Raw genomic sequence first — 17,300 nt, forward strand, 5'->3', positions numbered from 1 at the left:
GGTGCCCGGTGGCACGCTAAAGACTGTAAATCGAACAAAAACGAATTGATTAAGGGTAAACCTTGATTCGATTCGAACAAAAAGGAACAAAAATGAAAAAGATCGAAATTTGAGGGCTGCCGTGCGTGTGTGCAGCCCTTTCACACAGGCCTCAGGGCCGGAAGAGGATGCTTCATGCAGCTGGCGTTGGACAGCATCAGCAAAAAAGTCGGGGCACAGACCTGGCTGTACGACATGAACCTGTCGCTGCAGCCCAATGCCGTGACGGTATTGCTGGGGGCGACCCAGGCGGGCAAGACCAGCCTGATGCGCATCATGGCCGGGCTGGATACGCCCACGTCGGGCACCGTCAAGGTCGATGGTGTGGATGTGACTGGCATGCCCGTGCGCGACCGCAATGTGGCCATGGTGTACCAGCAGTTCATCAACTACCCCTCGATGAAGGTGGCGGCCAACATTGCGTCGCCCCTGAAGCTGCGCGGTGAAAAAAACATCGACGCCAGGGTGCGTGAGATTGCGAGCCGCCTGCACATCGACATGTTTCTGGATCGTTACCCGGCCGAACTCTCCGGCGGGCAGCAGCAGCGTGTGGCGCTGGCGCGTGCGCTGGCCAAGGGTGCGCCGCTGATGCTGCTGGACGAGCCGCTGGTGAACCTGGACTACAAGCTGCGCGAAGAACTGCGCGAGGAGTTGACCCAGCTGTTTGCCGCCGGCCAGTCCACCGTGGTCTATGCCACCACCGAGCCGGGCGAGGCCCTGCTGTTGGGTGGCTACACCGCAGTGCTCGACGAAGGTCAGTTGCTGCAGTATGGCCCCACCGCCGAGGTGTTTCATTCCCCCAATTCGCTGCGTGTGGCGCGCGCTTTCAGCGACCCGCCCATGAACCTCATTGCTGCCTCGGCGGCCCCTTCCGGGGTGCGTCTGCAGGGTGGGGTGGAGCTGGCCGTGCATCTGCCGCAAGGGGTGGCCACGGCTGCAGGGCTCACCGCAGGCGTGCGCGCCAGTGCGCTACGCGTGGTGGCCCGCCCGGGTGACATCAGCGTGGGCGGAGTGGTCGAGCTGGCCGAAATTTCGGGCTCCGACACCTTTGTGCACGCGGCCACACCCTGGGGTGACCTGGTGGCGCAGTTGACCGGTGTGCATTACTTTGAACTGGGCACCCCCATCACGCTGCACCTGGACCCTGCCCAGGTTTATGTGTTTGGTGCCGACGGCCGACTGGCATGGGCGCCCGCACGGCCCGCTACTGCACAAGGAGGTCGCTGACATGGCCCGCATCAGCCTGGACTTGGCGCATTCGTACAAGCCCAACCCGCAGCAGGACGGCGACTACGCGCTGCTGCCTTTGAAGATGGAGTTCGAGGACGGTGGTGCCTATGCGCTGCTCGGCCCCTCGGGCTGTGGCAAGACCACCATGCTCAACATCATGTCGGGCCTGCTCGTGCCGTCGCACGGCAAGGTGCTGTTTGACGGGCGTGACGTGACGCGCGCCAGCCCCCAGGAGCGCAACATTGCCCAGGTGTTCCAGTTCCCGGTGATCTACGACACCATGACGGTGGCCGAGAACCTGGCCTTCCCGCTGCGCAACCGCAAGGTGCCCGAGGACCAGATCAAGCAGCGTGTGGGCGTGATCGCCGAGATGCTGGAAATGAGCGGTCAGCTCAACCAGCGCGCGGCAGGCCTCGCGGCCGACGCAAAGCAGAAGATCTCGCTGGGCCGTGGACTGGTGCGCGCCGATGTGGCGGCCGTGCTGTTCGACGAACCGCTCACGGTGATCGACCCGCACCTCAAGTGGCAGCTGCGCCGCAAGCTCAAGCAGATTCACCACGAACTCAAGCTCACGCTGATCTACGTGACCCACGACCAGGTGGAGGCGCTGACCTTTGCCGACCAGGTGGTGGTGATGACGCGCGGCAAGGCCGTGCAGGTGGGGGCGGCCGATGCCTTGTTCGAGCGGCCTGCGCACACTTTTGTGGGGCACTTCATTGGCTCGCCAGGCATGAACTTCCTGCCTGCGCACAGCGAGGGCGACAGCCTCACTGTGGCCGGGCACCGCCTGGCCAGCCCCGTGGGCCGTGCGCTGCCAAACGGTGTCCTGCAGGTCGGCATCCGGCCCGAATACCTGGCGCTGGCCCAACCGCAGCAGCCGGGCGCATTGCCTTGCAACGTGGTGCAAGTGCAGGACATCGGCACCTACCAGATGCTGACCGCCAAGGTGGGCGAGCACACCGTCAAGGCGCGCTTCACGCCCGAGACGCGGCTTCCATCGGCCGGTGACACGGCATGGCTGCAGGTGCTGGGAACCCACACCTGCTTCTACCAGAACGAGCAGTTGCTGACCGCGGAGGTCGCCCCATGAGCGCCGCCCGGCCGCCCGAAGGCGCTCAGCACCGCAGTGCGCAGCACGGAGGTTTCCAATGAGTACCACGACCAAACCCGTGAACCAGAAGGCCTGGTTCCTGATCCTGCCCGTGATTTTGTGTGTGGCCTTCTCAGCCATCCTGCCGCTGATGACGGTGGTGAACTACTCGGTGCAAGACATCATCAGCCCCGAGCGCCGCGTCTTTGTGGGCACGGAATGGTTCGTACAGGTGATGCGCGACGAGGAACTGCACGCCGCGCTGCTGCGCCAGCTCACCTTCTCGCTGGCCGTGCTGGCGGTGGAGATTCCGCTGGGCATCCTGCTGGCACTGTCCATGCCTGCGCAGGGCTGGAAGTCGTCCGCCGTACTGGTGGTGGTGGCGCTGTCGTTGCTGATCCCCTGGAACGTGGTGGGCACCATCTGGCAGATCTATGGCCGTGCCGATATCGGCCTCATGGGCAGGCTGCTGCAAGAGGTGGGCATCGAATACAGCTACACCGGCAACGCCACGCAGGCCTGGCTCACGGTGCTGCTGATGGATGTGTGGCACTGGACGCCGCTGGTCGCGCTGCTGGCCTTTGCCGGGTTGCGCTCCATCCCCGACGCGTACTACCAGGCGGCACGCATCGATGGCGCCAGCAAGTTCGCGGTGTTCCGCTACATCCAGCTGCCCAAGATGCGTGGCGTGCTGATGATTGCGGTGCTGCTGCGCTTCATGGACAGCTTCATGATCTACACCGAGCCGTTCGTGCTGACCGGCGGCGGACCGGGCAATGCCACCACCTTCTTGAGCCAGTACTTGACGACCAAGGCCGTGGGCCAGTTCGACCTGGGCCCTGCCGCAGCGTTTTCGCTGATCTATTTCTTCATCATCCTGCTGCTGTGCTTCATCCTCTATAACTGGATGCAGCGCGTGGGTACCGCCAGCAACGAAGGAGCCGGCCATGAATGAAAAGCGCTTCCAGAAGCGGTCGATCTTCCTTGTTGTCTACCTGCTGTTCGCGCTGTTGCCCATCTACTGGATGGTCAACATGAGCTTCAAGACGAACGAGGAGATTCTTTCGACCTTCACGTTCTTTCCCCAGCACTTCACCTGGGCCAACTACAAGACCATCTTCACGGACGAGTCCTGGTATTCGGGCTATATCAACAGCCTGATCTATGTGGGCATCAACACGGTGATCTCGCTCACCGTGGCGCTGCCCGCTGCTTATGCCTTCAGCCGCTACCAGTTCCTGGGCGACAAGCATGTGTTCTTCTGGCTGCTGACCAACCGCATGACGCCGCCCGCCGTGTTCCTGCTGCCGTTCTTTCAGCTCTACACCACCGTGGGGCTGATGGACACGCACATTGCCGTGGCACTGGCGCACCTGCTGTTCAACGTACCGCTGGCGGTGTGGATTCTGGAAGGCTTCATGAGCGGTATTCCGCGCGAGATCGATGAGACGGCCTATATCGATGGCTACAGCTTTCCGCGCTTTTTCATGACCATTTTCCTGCCGCTCATCAAGGCTGGTGTGGGTGTGGCCGCGTTCTTCTGCTTCATGTTCAGCTGGGTGGAACTGCTGCTGGCGCGCACGCTGACCAGCGTGAATGCCAAGCCCATCGTGGCCACCATGACGCGCACGGTGAGCGCCTCGGGCATGGACTGGGCGACGCTGGCCGCCGCTGGCGTGCTGACCATCGTGCCGGGTGCGATCGTGATCTGGTTTGTTCGCCACTACATCGCAAAAGGCTTTGCGATGGGGCGGGTTTGAGGAGGCAGCGACATGTTTGATTGGATGGCCTGGACGCTGCCCGTGGCGGTGTTCTTCATTTGCATCGTGCTGATGCTGATCGGTATGACAGTGTGGGAGATCAAGTCGCCCACGACGATGCGCAAGGGTTTTTTGCCGCTGGAGACGACGCGCGGTGATCGGCTGTTCATTGGGCTGTTGTCAGCGGCCTACGTGAATCTGATTTTTGTCGGCGTCAGCGGCAAGCTGGCCCAGTGGTTCAGCCTGCAGGGCGACCCGTCGATCTGGATCAGCTTTGTGTTGTCGATGGCGCTGCTGCTGCTCATCCTGCGCAAGGGGTGAGGTGTTTGCAGGCGGCCTTGGTTTCAATGGTTCCCGTCGCGCGGCTCAACCCTTCCCCGGAGCCGCGTGACCCTTGCATCCAAAGGGGAGATGACTATGAGGAGACAGGCACTATGAAGACGCGGTACACAGCGCTGGCACTGGCAGTGGCGGTCATGACGGGTCAGGCCGCCATGGCGGGCGAGGCGGAGGCCAAAAAATGGATCGACACCGAGTTCCAGCCCTCCACGCTGAGCAAAGACCAGCAGATGGCCGAAATGAAGTGGTTCATGGACGCGGCCAAGAAGCTGCAGGCCAAGGGTGTGAAGGAAATCTCGGTGGTGTCCGAGACCATCACCACCCACGAATACGAATCCAAGACGCTCGCCAAGGCGTTTGAGGAAATCACTGGCATCAAGGTCAAGCACGACCTGATCCAGGAGGGCGACGTGGTCGAGAAGCTGCAGACCTCCATGCAGTCTGGCAAGTCCATCTATGACGGCTGGATCTCGGACTCGGACCTGATCGGAACGCACTACCGCTACGGCAAGATCATGAACCTGACCGACTACATGGGCGGTGCAGGCAAGGAGTGGACCAACCCCGGCATCGACATCAAGGACTACATCGGCACCAAGTTCACGACCGGACCAGACGGCAAGCTGTACCAGTTGCCCGACCAGCAGTTCGCCAACCTGTACTGGTTCCGCGCCGACCTGTTCGACCGCAAGGACATCAAGGACAAGTTCAAGGCCAAGTATGGTTACGACCTGGGTGTGCCGCTCAACTGGAGCGCCTATGAGGACATCGCCGAGTTCTTCACCAACGACGTGAAGAACATCGATGGCAAGCCTATCTATGGCCACATGGACTACGGCAAGAAGGACCCGTCCCTGGGCTGGCGTTTCACCGACGCATGGCTGTCCATGGCGGGCTCTGCCGACATCGGCGCGCCGAACGGCCTGCCGATCGACGAATGGGGCATCCGCGTGGCGGACGACAAGTGCACTCCCGTGGGCGCCAGCGTGGCCCGTGGCGGTGCGACCAACTCGCCCGCAGCCGTGTATGCGCTGACCAAGTACGTGGACTGGATGAAGAAGTACGCGCCCAAGGAAGCCACGGGCATGACCTTCGGCGAAGCCGGCCCCGTGCCCGCACAAGGTCAGATCGCGCAGCAGATCTTCTGGTACACCGCCTTCACGGCCGACATGACCAAGCCCGGCCTGCCCGTGGTGAATGCTGACGGCACGCCCAAGTGGCGCATGGCCCCCGGCCCCAACGGCCCCTACTGGAAGCAGGGCATGCAGAACGGCTACCAGGACGTGGGCTCCTGGACCTTCTTCAAGGACCATGACGCCAACAAGACGGCTGCCGCCTGGCTGTACGCCCAGTTCGTGACGGCCAAGACCACGTCGCTCAAGAAAACGCTGACGGGCCTGACCCCGATCCGCGAGAGTGATATCCAGTCCAAGGCCATGACGGACGCCGCGCCCAAGCTCGGTGGCTTGGTCGAGTTCTATCGCAGCCCGGCGCGCGTGGCATGGTCGCCTACCGGCACCAATGTGCCCGACTACCCCAAGCTGGCCCAGTTGTGGTGGAAGAACGTGGCGCAGGCGGTCACGGGCGAGAAGACTCCCCAGGGCGCCATGGACACCCTGGCCGACGAGATGGACCAGGTGATGGCCCGTCTGGAACGCGCAGGCATGGCCCACTGCGCGCCCAAGCTCAACCCCAAGAGCGACCCCAACAAGTGGCTGAGCGACAAGCAGGCGCCCTGGAAGAAGCTGGCGAATGAGAAGCCAAAGGGCGAAACCATTGCCTACGACAAGCTGCTGCAGGCGTGGAAGGACGGCAAGACGCGCTAATCCACAGATCAAGGTGTGGTTGTAACCACCATTGATCGGCAGCCAGGGCTCACAAGGTCTCTGGCTGCCTTTTTTGCTCGATACCGCTCTCGGCACCTGTGCGGCTGCGGGGCGGGTTCTCACCCCGGGAGTGTCAGGAATTCAAGGGTAAACCCTTGGTTTCTACTCCGCCCATGGACAATCACCCCATGACCATTGCCACCGCACCCCTTCCTACACGGCGCGCCGACCTCCTGGCCCGCCTCGCCCAGCCGCACCAGTATGACCTCGCCGTGATCGGCGGTGGCGCGACGGGCCTGGGGGTGGCGCTGGATGCCGCGGCGCGCGGCTTCAGCGTCGTGCTGGTGGATTCACACGATTTCGCCAAAGGAACCTCGTCCCGGGCCACCAAGCTGGTGCATGGCGGGGTCCGTTACCTGGCCCAGGGCAACATCGCGTTGGTGCGCGAGGCGCTGCATGAACGCACCACGCTGCTGCACAACGCGCCCCATCTGGCGCAACCGCTGCCCTTTGTGATGCCGTCGTACCGTTTCTGGGAAACACCCTTCTATGGCATCGGGCTGATGATGTATGACGCGCTTGCAGGCAAGGCTGGCCTGGGCGCTACGGAGTTTCTGGGGCGCGCTCGCACCCTGCAGTGTCTGCCCACCGCCCGTACCGAGGGGCTCAAGGGCAGTGTCAAATATTGGGACGGCCAGTTCGATGACGCTCGCCTGGCCTTGGCGCTGGCGCGCACGGCCGCCAGCCTGGGCGCTTTGGTTGTCAATTACTGTCCCGCACGGTCGCTGGTTCACGAGGCTGGCAAGGTCGTGGGTTTTGTCTGCGAGGACGCGGACAGCGGCCAGCAATTCACGGTGCGCGCTCGGTCGGTGGTCAATGCCACGGGCGTGTGGGTGGACACCCTGCGCCAGATGGACGGCGAAGCCATCGGTCGGCCTGTCAAGCCCATGGTGGCGCCCAGCCAGGGGGTGCACATTGTGGTGGACCGGGAGTTCTTGCCGTCCGACCACGCGCTGATGGTGCCCAAGACGGCCGATGGCCGCGTGCTGTTTGCGGTGCCTTGGCTGGGCAAACTTATTCTGGGCACCACCGACAGCCCGCGCCAGGATGTGGTGCGCGAGCCTGAGCCCTTCCGGGAGGAAGTGCGGTTCATCCTGGAGGAATCCGCGCGCTACCTGACCCGCGCGCCCCGCGTCGAGGACATCCGTAGCATCTGGGTGGGCTTGCGTCCGCTGGTCAAGCCGCAGGACGACGACGGCGACAACACCAAGAAGATCAGCCGGGAGCACACCGTGCTGGCCAGCCGCAGTGGCCTGATCACCGTGACGGGTGGAAAATGGACCACCTACCGGGCAATGGCCGAAGATGTGTTGCAAAAATGCTTCACCACGGGGCTGTTGCCTGAAAAACCAGCTGGGGTGACCAATCATCTTCCGTTGGTGGGAACTCCTCGGGAGCCCGTACAGCACCGCATCAGCGATGCCCAAGGACTGCACTCTTACGGCACGGAAGCGGCTGAGGTGCGGTCAATGCCCGGAGCGCAGACGGATCTCGGGGGCGGCCTGACGGAGGCAATGGTGCGCTTTGCGGCCCGTTACGAATACGCCTGTACGGTGGAAGATGTGCTGGCGCGGCGTTCGCGTCTGCTGTTCCTGGATGCCCGCAAGGCGATTGAGCTGGCGCCGGTTGTCGCAGGCCTCCTGCGCGAGGAGCTGGGCGCCGATCCGCAACTGGAGGCCTTTCTGGCCCTGGCGCAACAGTATCTGCATGTGCCCACATAACACGCGCTTGACTTCCTAAAAGTCTTTTGCAATAATCGAAGGCTTCGCGTTTCATACGTGAAGTTTCTGCCCAGCGGGAAGTGCTGCAAATGGTTTGCGGTGCGGACGACGGGCCCAAGACTGACTGGCTGATTTGCAGCCCTTGAGAAGTTCTCTGGGGCTGTTGTCTTCTGGTGCAAGTTGGGAATATTGAAATGATCCAGACAGAATCTCGGTTAGAGGTTGCCGACAATACCGGCGCCAAGTCCGTCCTTTGCATCAAGGTGCTGGGTGGCTCGAAGCGTCGCTATGCAAGCGTTGGCGACATCATCAAGGTGAGCATCAAAGAAGCCGCTCCACGTGGCCGCGTCAAAAAAGGCGAGGTTTACAGCGCAGTGGTGGTTCGCACGGCGAAGGGTATTCGTCGCGGCGACGGTTCGCTCGTCAAATTCGACGGCAACGCAGCAGTGTTGCTGAATGCAAAGTTGGAGCCCATTGGCACCCGCATCTTTGGACCCGTGACGCGTGAACTGCGTACCGAGAAGTTCATGAAGATCGTGTCCCTGGCTCCTGAAGTTCTCTAAGGACGCGCCATGAACAAGATTCGCAAGGGCGACGAAGTCATCGTGCTGACCGGCCGTGACAAGGGCAAGCGTGGCACTGTGTCGCTGCGCAAGGATGACTCTCACCTCGTCATCGAGGGTATCAACCTGGTCAAGAAGCACGCCAAGCCAAACCCTATGAAGGGTACGACGGGCGGCATCATCGAAAAGGCCATGCCGATTCACCAGTCCAACGTGGCCATCTTCAACGCCGCTACTGGCAAGGCTGATCGCGTGGGCATCAAGGTGCAGGCTGACGGCACGCGCGTTCGCGTGTTCAAGTCCAGCGGCGCTGAAATCAAGGCGGCCTAAGGGGTAAACATGGCACGACTCCAAGAAATTTACCGCGACAAGATCGCTCCCGAGCTGACCAAGCAGTTCGGTTACACCTCGCCGATGCAGGTTCCCCGTCTGACCAAGATCACGCTGAACATGGGCGTGAGCGAAGCAGTCTCGGACAAGAAGGTGATGGACAACGCTGTGGCCGATCTGACCAAAATTGCTGGTCAGAAGCCTGTGGTGACCAAGGCCAAGAAGGCTATCGCTGGTTTCAAGATCCGCGAAGGTCAGGCCATTGGTTGCATGGTCACGCTGCGTGGCGTGCAGATGTATGAGTTCCTGGATCGTTTCGTGACCGTGGCGCTGCCCCGCGTTCGTGACTTCCGTGGTATCTCCGGTCGCGCCTTCGATGGCCGTGGCAACTACAACATCGGCGTCAAAGAACAGATCATCTTCCCTGAAATTGAGTACGACAAGGTTGACGCCCTGCGCGGTCTCAATATCAGCATCACCACGACGGCCAAGTCCGACGAAGAAGCCAAGGCGCTTCTCGCTGGTTTCCGTTTCCCGTTCAAGAACTGAGGCGAAGCATGGCTAAAGTAGCTTTGATCCAGCGCGAACTGAAGCGCGAAAAACTGGCAGCCAAGTACGCAACAAAGTATGCGGAACTGAAGGCAATCGCTGGCGATGCCAAGCGCAGCGACGAAGAGCGTGATGCAGCCCGCCTGGGCCTGCAAAAGCTCCCGCGCAACGCAAACCCCACACGTCAGCGTAACCGTTGCGAAATCACCGGTCGTCCACGTGGCACCTTCCGTCAATTCGGTCTGGCTCGCGCCAAGATCCGCGAACTGGCTTTCAATGGCGACATCCCGGGTGTCACCAAGGCCAGCTGGTAAGCAGGCAGGAGAGATTAAACATGAGCATGAGTGATCCCATCGCTGACTTGCTGACCCGCATCCGTAATGCACAGATGGTCTCCAAGGCCACGGTTCTGGTGCCATCTTCCAAAGTGAAGATCGCCATCGCCCAGGTGCTGAAGGACGAAGGTTATATCGACGGCTTCCAGGTCAAGACCGAAGCTGGCAAGTCCGAACTCGAAATTGCCCTGAAGTATTACGCAGGCCGTCCAGTGATTGAGCGCATCGAGCGCGTCAGCCGCCCTGGTCTGCGTGTCTACAAAGGCCGTGATTCCATTCCACAAGTCATGAACGGTCTGGGTGTGGCAATTGTCACAACGCCCAAGGGCGTGATGACCGATCGCAAGGCGCGCGCCACCGGTGTCGGTGGCGAAGTGCTCTGCTACGTGGCCTAACCCGCGGCATTGAGGAGAAACTGAAATGTCCCGAGTAGGAAAAATGCCCGTGACCATCCCCGCAGGTGTGGATGTGTCCGTGAAGAGTGACCAGATCTCCGTGAAGGGTTCTGGCGGCACCCTGTCGCTGGCGCAAAACGCGCTGGTGAAGGTGTCCAGCAATGAAGGCAAGCTCAGCTTTGAGCCTGCCAATGATTCCCGCGAAGCCAATGCCATGAGCGGCACGATTCGCCAGTTGGTCAACAACATGGTGGTCGGCGTCAGCAAGGGTTTCGAAAAGAAGCTGAGCTTGGTAGGCGTGGGTTACAAGGCTGCTGCAGCCGGTTCCAAGCTGAACCTGGCCGTCGGCTATTCGCACCCGGTCAACATCGAGATGCCCGCTGGTATCACGGTTGCCACCCCTACCCCCACTGAAGTGGTGATCAAGGGTGCTGATCGTCAACGCGTCGGTCAGATCGCCGCTGAGATCCGTGCTGTTCGTCCACCCGAGCCCTACAAGGGCAAGGGCATCCGCTACGCGGACGAAAAGATCACGATCAAAGAGACCAAGAAGAAATAAGGAGCTGCAACATGTTGACCAAGAAAGAGCAGCGTCTTCGTCGTTCGCGCCAGACCCGCATCCGCATTGCACAGCAAGGCGTGGCGCGTCTGACCGTGAACCGTACGAACCTCCATATCTACGCCAGTGTGATCTCCGGCGACGGCAGCAAGGTGCTGGCAAGCGCTTCGACGGCAGAAGCCGACGTGCGCAAGTCGCTCGGCGGTTCGGGCAAGGGTGGCAATGCCGCTGCAGCCCAGATCATCGGCAAGCGTATCGCTGAAAAGGCGAAAGCTGCAGGTGTCGAGAAGGTTGCATTTGATCGCGCAGGCTTTGCCTACCACGGTCGCGTCAAGGCTTTGGCCGACGCAGCCCGTGAAGCCGGCCTGCAGTTCTAAGCGGAGCGGAATAAAAAATGGCTAAATTTCAACCCAAAGTGCAAGACGAAGGTCGTGACGACGGTCTGCGCGAAAAAATGATCGCGGTCAACCGCGTGACCAAAGTCGTGAAGGGTGGCCGTATTCTCGGTTTCGCCGCACTGACTGTGGTTGGCGACGGTGACGGCCGCGTGGGCATGGGTAAGGGCAAGTCCAAGGAAGTGCCTGCTGCTGTGCAAAAGGCGATGGAAGAAGCCCGCCGCAACATGGTCAAGGTGTCCCTGAAGAACGGCACCATCTATCACAACGTGACCGGCCACCATGGCGCGGCGGTGGTGATGATGGCTCCCGCACCCAAGGGTACCGGTATCATCGCTGGCGGTCCTATGCGCGCAGTCTTTGAAGTACTGGGTGTGACCGACATCGTGGCCAAGAGCCATGGTTCGTCCAACCCCTACAACATGGTCCGTGCTACCTTTGACGCGCTCGTCAATTCGACGACTCCGTCGAACGTTGCTGCCAAGCGCGGCAAGACAGTCGAAGACATCTTCGCCTGAACCGGAGCCTGAATATGACAACGCAACAAACCGTCAAGATTCAACTGGTGCGCAGCCCGATCGGCACCAAGGAATCGCACCGCGCCACTGTCCGTGGCCTGGGTCTGCGCAAGCTGAACAGCGTCAGCGAATTGAAGGATTCGCCCGAAGTTCGCGGCATGATTAACAAGATCAGCTACCTGGTCAAAATCGTCTGAGAGATAGATCATGGAACTCAATAGCATCAAGCCCGCAGACGGCGCCAAGCATGCCAAGCGCCGCGTAGGCCGTGGTATCGGCTCCGGCCTGGGCAAGACCGCTGGCCGTGGTCACAAGGGCCAAAAGTCCCGCTCTGGTGGCTACCACAAGGTGGGCTTCGAAGGCGGTCAAATGCCGCTGCAACGTCGCTTGCCCAAGCGCGGCTTCAAGTCGCACCTGCTCAAGTTCAATGCAGAAGTTACGCTGACGGCACTGGACCAACTGGGCCTGGCCGAAGTGGATGTGCTGGCACTGAAGCAAGCTGGTCTGGTGGGCGAGCTGGCCAAGGTGGTCAAGGTCATCAAAAGCGGTTCCCTGAGCAAGGCAGTCAAGCTGTCTGGCGTGGGTGCTACGGCTGGTGCCAAGGCAGCCATCGAAGCTGCTGGCGGCAGCGTCGCCTGAGTGTGGCACTGAAGGAAGGCATCTGTGGCTACTAGCGCGGCTCAAATTGCAAAGACCGGAAAATTCGGCGACCTGCGTCGTCGTCTGGTTTTTCTGTTGCTGGCGCTGGTCGTATACCGCATCGGGGCTCATATCCCTGTGCCTGGTATCGATCCAGCCCAACTTCAGCAGCTGTTCAGTGGCCAGCAGGGTGGCATCCTGAACCTGTTCAACATGTTTTCGGGTGGCGCGCTGTCGCGTTTCACAGTGTTCGCACTGGGGATCATGCCGTACATCTCTGCATCGATCATCATGCAGCTGATGACCTACGTGCTGCCCGCGTTTGAGCAGTTGAAGAAGGAAGGTGAAGCTGGTCGCCGAAAGATCACGCAATACACCCGTTACGGAACCCTGGGCCTGGCCCTGTTCCAGTCTCTGGGCATTGCCGTGGCTCTCGAAAGCTCTGCTGGCTTGGTTCTGAGCCCCGGTTTTGGCTTCCGCCTGACTGCGGTGGTCAGTTTGACGGCCGGAACCATGTTTCTGATGTGGTTGGGTGAGCAGATCACCGAGCGTGGTCTGGGCAACGGGATTTCGATCCTGATCTTCGGTGGCATCGCCGCCGGGTTGCCCAGTTCGATCGGCGGTCTTCTGGAGCTGGTTCGTACTGGCGCGATGAGCATCCTGGCAGCCATCTTCATTGTTATCGTGGTGGGTCTGGTGACTTACTTCGTGGTGTTTGTGGAGCGTGGTCAGCGCAAGATCCTGGTGAACTATGCACGGCGACAAGTCGGCAACAAGGTGTATGGCGGTCAATCGTCACACTTGCCCTTGAAGCTGAACATGGCTGGTGTGATTCCTCCGATCTTCGCGTCGTCGATCATCTTGCTGCCTGCGACTGTGGTGAACTGGTTCAGTGCTGGTGAATCGATGCGTTGGCTCAAGGACATCTCGGGTGCACTGACTCCAGGTCAGCCGATCTATGTGATGTTCTATGCCGCTGCGATCATCTTCTTCTGCTTCTTTTACACGGCGTTGGTGTTCAACAGCCGCGAGACAGCAGATAACCTGAAGAAGAGTGGCGCGTTCATCCCAGGCATTCGTCCCGGTGAACAAACTGCCCGTTACATCGACAAGATTCTGGTTCGCCTGACCTTGGCCGGTGCCGTGTACATCACCTTCGTGTGTCTGTTGCCGGAATTTCTGATCCTGAAGTACAACGTACCGTTTTACTTTGGCGGAACTTCCCTGCTGATCATCGTGGTGGTGACCATGGACTTCATGGCCCAGGTCCAGAACTACATGATGTCGCAACAGTACGAATCGCTGCTCAAGAAGGCGAACTTCAAAGGCAGTGCAGGCGGTTGACATCACGAGGGCAGCGCCCAGCGCTGCCAGCAAAGAGTTGGATATCGGTTGAGTTGGCGCCCCACGATTTTTCGCGGGCACAAATTGTGTTCCGTGCGAAGCAGCCGGGACGGATGGAAAAGTTTTAGGAGAATGCAATGAGAGTTTCGGCTTCGGTCAAAAAAATCTGCCGCAACTGCAAGATCATCCGCCGCAAGGGTGTGGTGCGCGTGATCTGCACGGATCTGCGTCACAAGCAGCGCCAAGGTTGATTGGAAAGTATTAGAGGACGCATATGGCACGTATCGCTGGCATTAACATTCCGCCGCACAAGCACGCGGAAATCGGTTTGACCGCCATTTTTGGCATTGGTCGCACCCGCGCTCGCAAGATCTGCGAAGCAACTGGTATCGCTTACTCCAAGAAGATCAAGGATCTGACGGACGGCGATCTGGAAAAAATTCGCGAGCAAATCGAGCAGTTCACCATTGAAGGTGACCTGCGCCGCGAAACCACGATGAACATCAAGCGTTTGATGGACATCGGCTGCTATCGTGGCTTCCGCCATCGCCGCGGTCTGCCAATGCGTGGTCAGCGCACCCGTACTAATGCTCGCACTCGCAAGGGTCCGCGCAAGGGTGCAGCTGCACTGAAGAAATAAAGATTGAAAGATCATCATGGCTAAGTCTCCTGCCAATAACGCAGCTCAGCGCGTTCGCAAGAAGGTCCGGAAGAATGTTTCGGACGGCATTGCACACGTGCACGCCTCGTTCAACAACACCATCATCACGATCACCGACCGTCAGGGCAACGCCCTGTCGTGGGCTTCGTCCGGTGGCCAAGGTTTCAAGGGCTCGCGCAAGTCCACCCCATTCGCAGCCCAGGTGGCTTCGGAAGTGGCCGGTCGCGCTGCCATCGATCAAGGTATCAAGAACCTTGACGTTGAAATCAAGGGCCCAGGCCCTGGTCGTGAGTCTTCGGTGCGCGCATTGGGCGCACTGGGCATCCGTATCACATCGATCTCCGATGTGACCCCGGTGCCACACAACGGCTGCCGCCCTCAAAAGCGCCGTCGTATCTAATCTCTCTAAGCCCACCGCCGCCTGTGAACGCGCAAGCGCCTCAGGCGGCTCCCGCAATGGTTTGCGGTAGATGACACAAAGGAAGCTCAAGTGGCACGTTACCTCGGCCCCAAGGCCAAACTCTCCCGCCGTGAAGGCACTGACCTGTTCCTGAAGAGCGCACGCCGCTCGATCGCTGACAAGTCCAAGTTCGACTCCAAGCCTGGTCAGCACGGCCGCACCTCGGGTGCCCGCACCTCTGACTATGGTCTGCAACTGCGTGAAAAGCAGAAGGTCAAGCGCATGTACGGCGTGCTGGAAAAGCAATTCCGCCGGTACTTCGAAGCCGCCGAAGGCAAGAAGGGCAACACTGGCGCCAATCTGCTGTTCCTGCTGGAATCGCGTCTGGACAATGTGGTGTACCGCATGGGTTTCGGCTCGACCCGCGCTGAAGCGCGTCAGCTGGTGTCTCACAAGGCGATCACCGTGAACGGCAAGTCCGTGAACATCGCTTCGTACCTCGTGAAGACGGGTGACGTGGTGGCTGTGCGTGAAAAGTCCAAGAAGCAAAATCGCGTGGTGGAAGCCCTGCAACTGGCAGCTCAAGTGGGCATGCCCGCATGGGTGGAAGTGAATGCCGAGAAGGCAGAAGGCATCTTCAAGAAGGTGCCAGACCGTGATGAGTTTGGCGCCGACATCAACGAATCGCTGATCGTTGAGTTGTACTCGCGCTAATCGGTCGAGTACGTAATTCAAGAAAACCGTCCCTGAACCGCGAGGCATCGCGGTTTAGGCGCTTCACCAGCCTTACCGGTGTAACGAGCTGGGGGTATTGAGAGGAAGTCTGAATGCAAACCAATTTGCTGAAACCCAAGGCGATCAATGTCGAGCAGCTTGGCCACAACCGTGCCAAGGTCGCACTGGAGCCGTTCGAGCGTGGGTACGGCCACACGCTGGGCAACGCCATTCGGCGCGTCCTGCTCTCGTCCATGGTGGGTTACGCAGCGACGGAAGTCACCATTGCAGGCGTTCTGCACGAGTATTCGTCTATTGACGGTGTTCAAGAGGATGTAGTCAATATTCTGCTGAACCTCAAGGGTGTGGTGTTCAAGCTCCATAACCGTGATGAAGTGACGTTGAGCCTGCGCAAAGATGGCGAAGGTGTGGTCACTGCCCGTGACATCCAGACCCCTCATGACGTGGAAATCGTCAACCCTGATCACGTGATCGCCAACCTGTCTGCCGGCGGGAAGCTGGACATGCAGATCAAGGTAGAGAAGGGTCGCGGCTATGTGCCCGGCAATCTGCGCCGCTATGCCGACGAATCGACCAAGTCGATTGGCCGCATCGTGCTGGACGCGTCGTTCTCCCCCGTGAAGCGTGTGAGCTACACCGTGGAAAGCGCCCGTGTGGAGCAGCGTACCGACTTGGACAAGCTGGTGGTCGAGATCGAGACCAACGGCGCGATCACTGCCGAAGATGCCGTGCGGGCATCTGCCAAGATCCTGGTGGAACAGCTGGCTGTATTCGCGCAGCTGGAAGGCGGCGAGCTGGCTGCGTTCGACGCACCCGCAGGCCCACGTGGCAATGCGACGTTCGATCCGATCCTGCTGCGTCCTGTGGACGAGCTGGAACTGACCGTGCGTTCAGCCAACTGCCTGAAGGCGGAGAACATCTACTACATCGGTGATCTGATTCAGCGCACCGAGAACGAGCTGCTCAAGACGCCTAACCTCGGCCGCAAGTCGCTCAACGAAATCAAGGAAGTGCTGGCATCGCGTGGCCTTACCTTGGGCATGAAGCTTGAGAACTGGCCGCCAGCAGGTCTGGACAAGCGTTAAGCCAAAGCTATAATCGAAGGCTGCCCAAATTTTGGGCGCCCGGTTTGATGTCCCCCGCAAGGGGGACTTTTCGTTCCCTCCGGGGAACAGTGCCTCGGACAGTACCTGATACGGCTGCCTGATTTAATTACATAGACAGTAGGAAGAAAGCACCATGCGCCACGGACACGGCCTTCGCAAACTCAACCGCACCAGCTCGCACCGCCTCGCGATGCTGCAGAACATGATGAACTCGCTCATCGAGCACGAAGTCATCAAGACCACCGTCCCCAAGGCCAAGGAACTGCGCCGCGTGATCGAGCCCATGATCACCTTGGCCAAGGAAGATTCTGTCGCCAACCGCCGCCTGGCATTCAACCGTCTGCGTGACCGTGACAGCGTGACCAAGCTGTTCAACGACCTCGGCCCGCGTTTCAAGGTGCGTCCTGGCGGTTACACCCGCATTCTGAAGATGGGCTTCCGCGTGGGCGACAATGCGCCTATGGCCCTGGTCGAATTGGTCGATCGTGCTGCAGAAACCGAAAATAATTCGGCAGCAGCTGAATAATAGGGTATAATTTATTTCTTACCGCGCGATGGAGCAGTCTGGTAGCTCGTTGGGCTCATAACCCAAAGGTCGGAGGTTCAAATCCTTCTCGCGCAACCAAAACATAGCAAACATTGCTAAAACAAAACGCCCACTCCACAGTGGGCGTTTTTGTTTGTGCTCTCACTCGTTGCTTGTGCT

24 protein-coding genes and 1 tRNA gene are annotated in these 17,300 nt (G+C 59.9%); all 25 read left to right on the plus strand.

The window, feature by feature from the left end; translation table 11 throughout:
* Window positions 1-174 precede the first annotated feature (174 nt).
* The 25 genes from ASC83_RS17350 to ASC83_RS17470 all read left to right on the plus strand — a co-directional run bounded on the left by ASC83_RS17350 (window position 175) and on the right by ASC83_RS17470 (window position 17,219).
* Window positions 175-1,266 (plus strand): ABC transporter ATP-binding protein, encoded by a 1,092-nt coding sequence (locus ASC83_RS17350; protein ID WP_056065364.1) that lies wholly within the window; start codon window positions 175-177, stop codon window positions 1,264-1,266.
* Between the two features lies 1 nt (window position 1,267).
* Window positions 1,268-2,359, plus strand: a complete 1,092-nt coding sequence (locus tag ASC83_RS17355) for an ABC transporter ATP-binding protein (RefSeq protein WP_056065366.1) — start codon at window positions 1,268-1,270, stop codon at window positions 2,357-2,359.
* 58 nt (window positions 2,360-2,417) lie between these two features.
* On the plus strand, window positions 2,418-3,314 hold the full coding sequence (locus ASC83_RS17360) for a carbohydrate ABC transporter permease (protein WP_056065369.1): 897 nt from the start codon (window positions 2,418-2,420) through the stop codon (window positions 3,312-3,314).
* The gene (locus tag ASC83_RS17365; protein ID WP_056065372.1) at window positions 3,307-4,119 is read left to right on the plus strand and encodes a carbohydrate ABC transporter permease; all 813 of its coding nucleotides are present in this window, start codon (window positions 3,307-3,309) and stop codon (window positions 4,117-4,119) included. The genes ASC83_RS17360 and ASC83_RS17365 overlap by 8 nt, the downstream gene beginning before the upstream one ends.
* A gap of 12 nt (window positions 4,120-4,131) precedes the next feature.
* Window positions 4,132-4,440 (plus strand): DUF2160 domain-containing protein, encoded by a 309-nt coding sequence (locus ASC83_RS17370; RefSeq protein ID WP_056065375.1) that lies wholly within the window; start codon window positions 4,132-4,134, stop codon window positions 4,438-4,440.
* Between the two features lie 113 nt (window positions 4,441-4,553).
* Window positions 4,554-6,284 (plus strand): ABC transporter substrate-binding protein, encoded by a 1,731-nt coding sequence (locus ASC83_RS17375; protein WP_056065378.1) that lies wholly within the window; start codon window positions 4,554-4,556, stop codon window positions 6,282-6,284.
* 188 nt (window positions 6,285-6,472) lie between these two features.
* Entirely contained in the window at window positions 6,473-8,065 is a 1,593-nt protein-coding gene (locus tag ASC83_RS17380; RefSeq protein ID WP_056065805.1) for a glycerol-3-phosphate dehydrogenase/oxidase, read from the plus strand.
* A 194-nt stretch (window positions 8,066-8,259) separates the two neighbouring features.
* Window positions 8,260-8,628, plus strand: coding sequence for a 50S ribosomal protein L14 (rplN, locus tag ASC83_RS17385; protein ID WP_007861702.1), 369 nt, complete (start codon window positions 8,260-8,262; stop codon window positions 8,626-8,628).
* 9 nt (window positions 8,629-8,637) lie between these two features.
* Window positions 8,638-8,958 carry a 50S ribosomal protein L24 gene (gene rplX / locus ASC83_RS17390; RefSeq protein WP_056065381.1) on the plus strand — a complete coding sequence of 107 codons (321 nt, stop codon included), beginning with the start codon at window positions 8,638-8,640 and terminating at the stop codon, window positions 8,956-8,958.
* A 9-nt stretch (window positions 8,959-8,967) separates the two neighbouring features.
* On the plus strand, window positions 8,968-9,507 hold the full coding sequence (rplE, locus tag ASC83_RS17395; RefSeq protein WP_005793632.1) for a 50S ribosomal protein L5: 540 nt from the start codon (window positions 8,968-8,970) through the stop codon (window positions 9,505-9,507).
* 8 nt (window positions 9,508-9,515) lie between these two features.
* Window positions 9,516-9,821: a 30S ribosomal protein S14 gene (gene rpsN / locus ASC83_RS17400; protein WP_015016017.1), complete on the plus strand. Its 306-nt coding sequence runs from the start codon at window positions 9,516-9,518 to the stop codon at window positions 9,819-9,821.
* A 20-nt stretch (window positions 9,822-9,841) separates the two neighbouring features.
* The gene (rpsH, locus tag ASC83_RS17405) at window positions 9,842-10,237 is read left to right on the plus strand and encodes a 30S ribosomal protein S8 (protein ID WP_005793636.1); all 396 of its coding nucleotides are present in this window, start codon (window positions 9,842-9,844) and stop codon (window positions 10,235-10,237) included.
* A 25-nt stretch (window positions 10,238-10,262) separates the two neighbouring features.
* The gene (gene rplF, locus ASC83_RS17410) at window positions 10,263-10,796 is read left to right on the plus strand and encodes a 50S ribosomal protein L6 (protein ID WP_056065384.1); all 534 of its coding nucleotides are present in this window, start codon (window positions 10,263-10,265) and stop codon (window positions 10,794-10,796) included.
* An 11-nt stretch (window positions 10,797-10,807) separates the two neighbouring features.
* A complete protein-coding gene (gene rplR, locus ASC83_RS17415; RefSeq protein ID WP_005793639.1) occupies window positions 10,808-11,173 on the plus strand; it encodes a 50S ribosomal protein L18 in 366 nt (121 codons plus the stop codon).
* Window positions 11,174-11,190: 17 nt separating this feature from the next.
* On the plus strand, window positions 11,191-11,709 hold the full coding sequence (rpsE, locus tag ASC83_RS17420; protein ID WP_015016014.1) for a 30S ribosomal protein S5: 519 nt from the start codon (window positions 11,191-11,193) through the stop codon (window positions 11,707-11,709).
* A gap of 14 nt (window positions 11,710-11,723) precedes the next feature.
* Window positions 11,724-11,906: a 50S ribosomal protein L30 gene (gene rpmD, locus ASC83_RS17425; RefSeq protein ID WP_005793644.1), complete on the plus strand. Its 183-nt coding sequence runs from the start codon at window positions 11,724-11,726 to the stop codon at window positions 11,904-11,906.
* Between the two features lie 10 nt (window positions 11,907-11,916).
* Window positions 11,917-12,348: a 50S ribosomal protein L15 gene (rplO, locus tag ASC83_RS17430; RefSeq protein ID WP_056065387.1), complete on the plus strand. Its 432-nt coding sequence runs from the start codon at window positions 11,917-11,919 to the stop codon at window positions 12,346-12,348.
* Between the two features lie 24 nt (window positions 12,349-12,372).
* Window positions 12,373-13,692: a preprotein translocase subunit SecY gene (secY, locus tag ASC83_RS17435; protein ID WP_056065391.1), complete on the plus strand. Its 1,320-nt coding sequence runs from the start codon at window positions 12,373-12,375 to the stop codon at window positions 13,690-13,692.
* Between the two features lie 137 nt (window positions 13,693-13,829).
* Window positions 13,830-13,943, plus strand: a complete 114-nt coding sequence (gene rpmJ, locus ASC83_RS17440; protein ID WP_005793651.1) for a 50S ribosomal protein L36 — start codon at window positions 13,830-13,832, stop codon at window positions 13,941-13,943.
* A gap of 23 nt (window positions 13,944-13,966) precedes the next feature.
* Window positions 13,967-14,332, plus strand: a complete 366-nt coding sequence (gene rpsM, locus ASC83_RS17445) for a 30S ribosomal protein S13 (protein WP_008906516.1) — start codon at window positions 13,967-13,969, stop codon at window positions 14,330-14,332.
* Between the two features lie 16 nt (window positions 14,333-14,348).
* Window positions 14,349-14,753: a 30S ribosomal protein S11 gene (gene rpsK, locus ASC83_RS17450; protein ID WP_005793662.1), complete on the plus strand. Its 405-nt coding sequence runs from the start codon at window positions 14,349-14,351 to the stop codon at window positions 14,751-14,753.
* Window positions 14,754-14,843: 90 nt separating this feature from the next.
* Window positions 14,844-15,467 (plus strand): 30S ribosomal protein S4, encoded by a 624-nt coding sequence (rpsD, locus tag ASC83_RS17455; protein ID WP_008906515.1) that lies wholly within the window; start codon window positions 14,844-14,846, stop codon window positions 15,465-15,467.
* A gap of 113 nt (window positions 15,468-15,580) precedes the next feature.
* Window positions 15,581-16,573: a DNA-directed RNA polymerase subunit alpha gene (rpoA, locus tag ASC83_RS17460; RefSeq protein WP_005793666.1), complete on the plus strand. Its 993-nt coding sequence runs from the start codon at window positions 15,581-15,583 to the stop codon at window positions 16,571-16,573.
* 154 nt (window positions 16,574-16,727) lie between these two features.
* The gene (gene rplQ / locus ASC83_RS17465) at window positions 16,728-17,120 is read left to right on the plus strand and encodes a 50S ribosomal protein L17 (RefSeq protein ID WP_008906513.1); all 393 of its coding nucleotides are present in this window, start codon (window positions 16,728-16,730) and stop codon (window positions 17,118-17,120) included.
* Between the two features lie 22 nt (window positions 17,121-17,142).
* Window positions 17,143-17,219 (plus strand) — tRNA-Met (locus ASC83_RS17470).
* Window positions 17,220-17,300 lie beyond the last annotated feature (81 nt).

This window comes from Acidovorax sp. Root402, assembly GCF_001425125.1.
GTDB lineage: Bacteria > Pseudomonadota > Gammaproteobacteria > Burkholderiales > Burkholderiaceae_C > Acidovorax > Acidovorax delafieldii.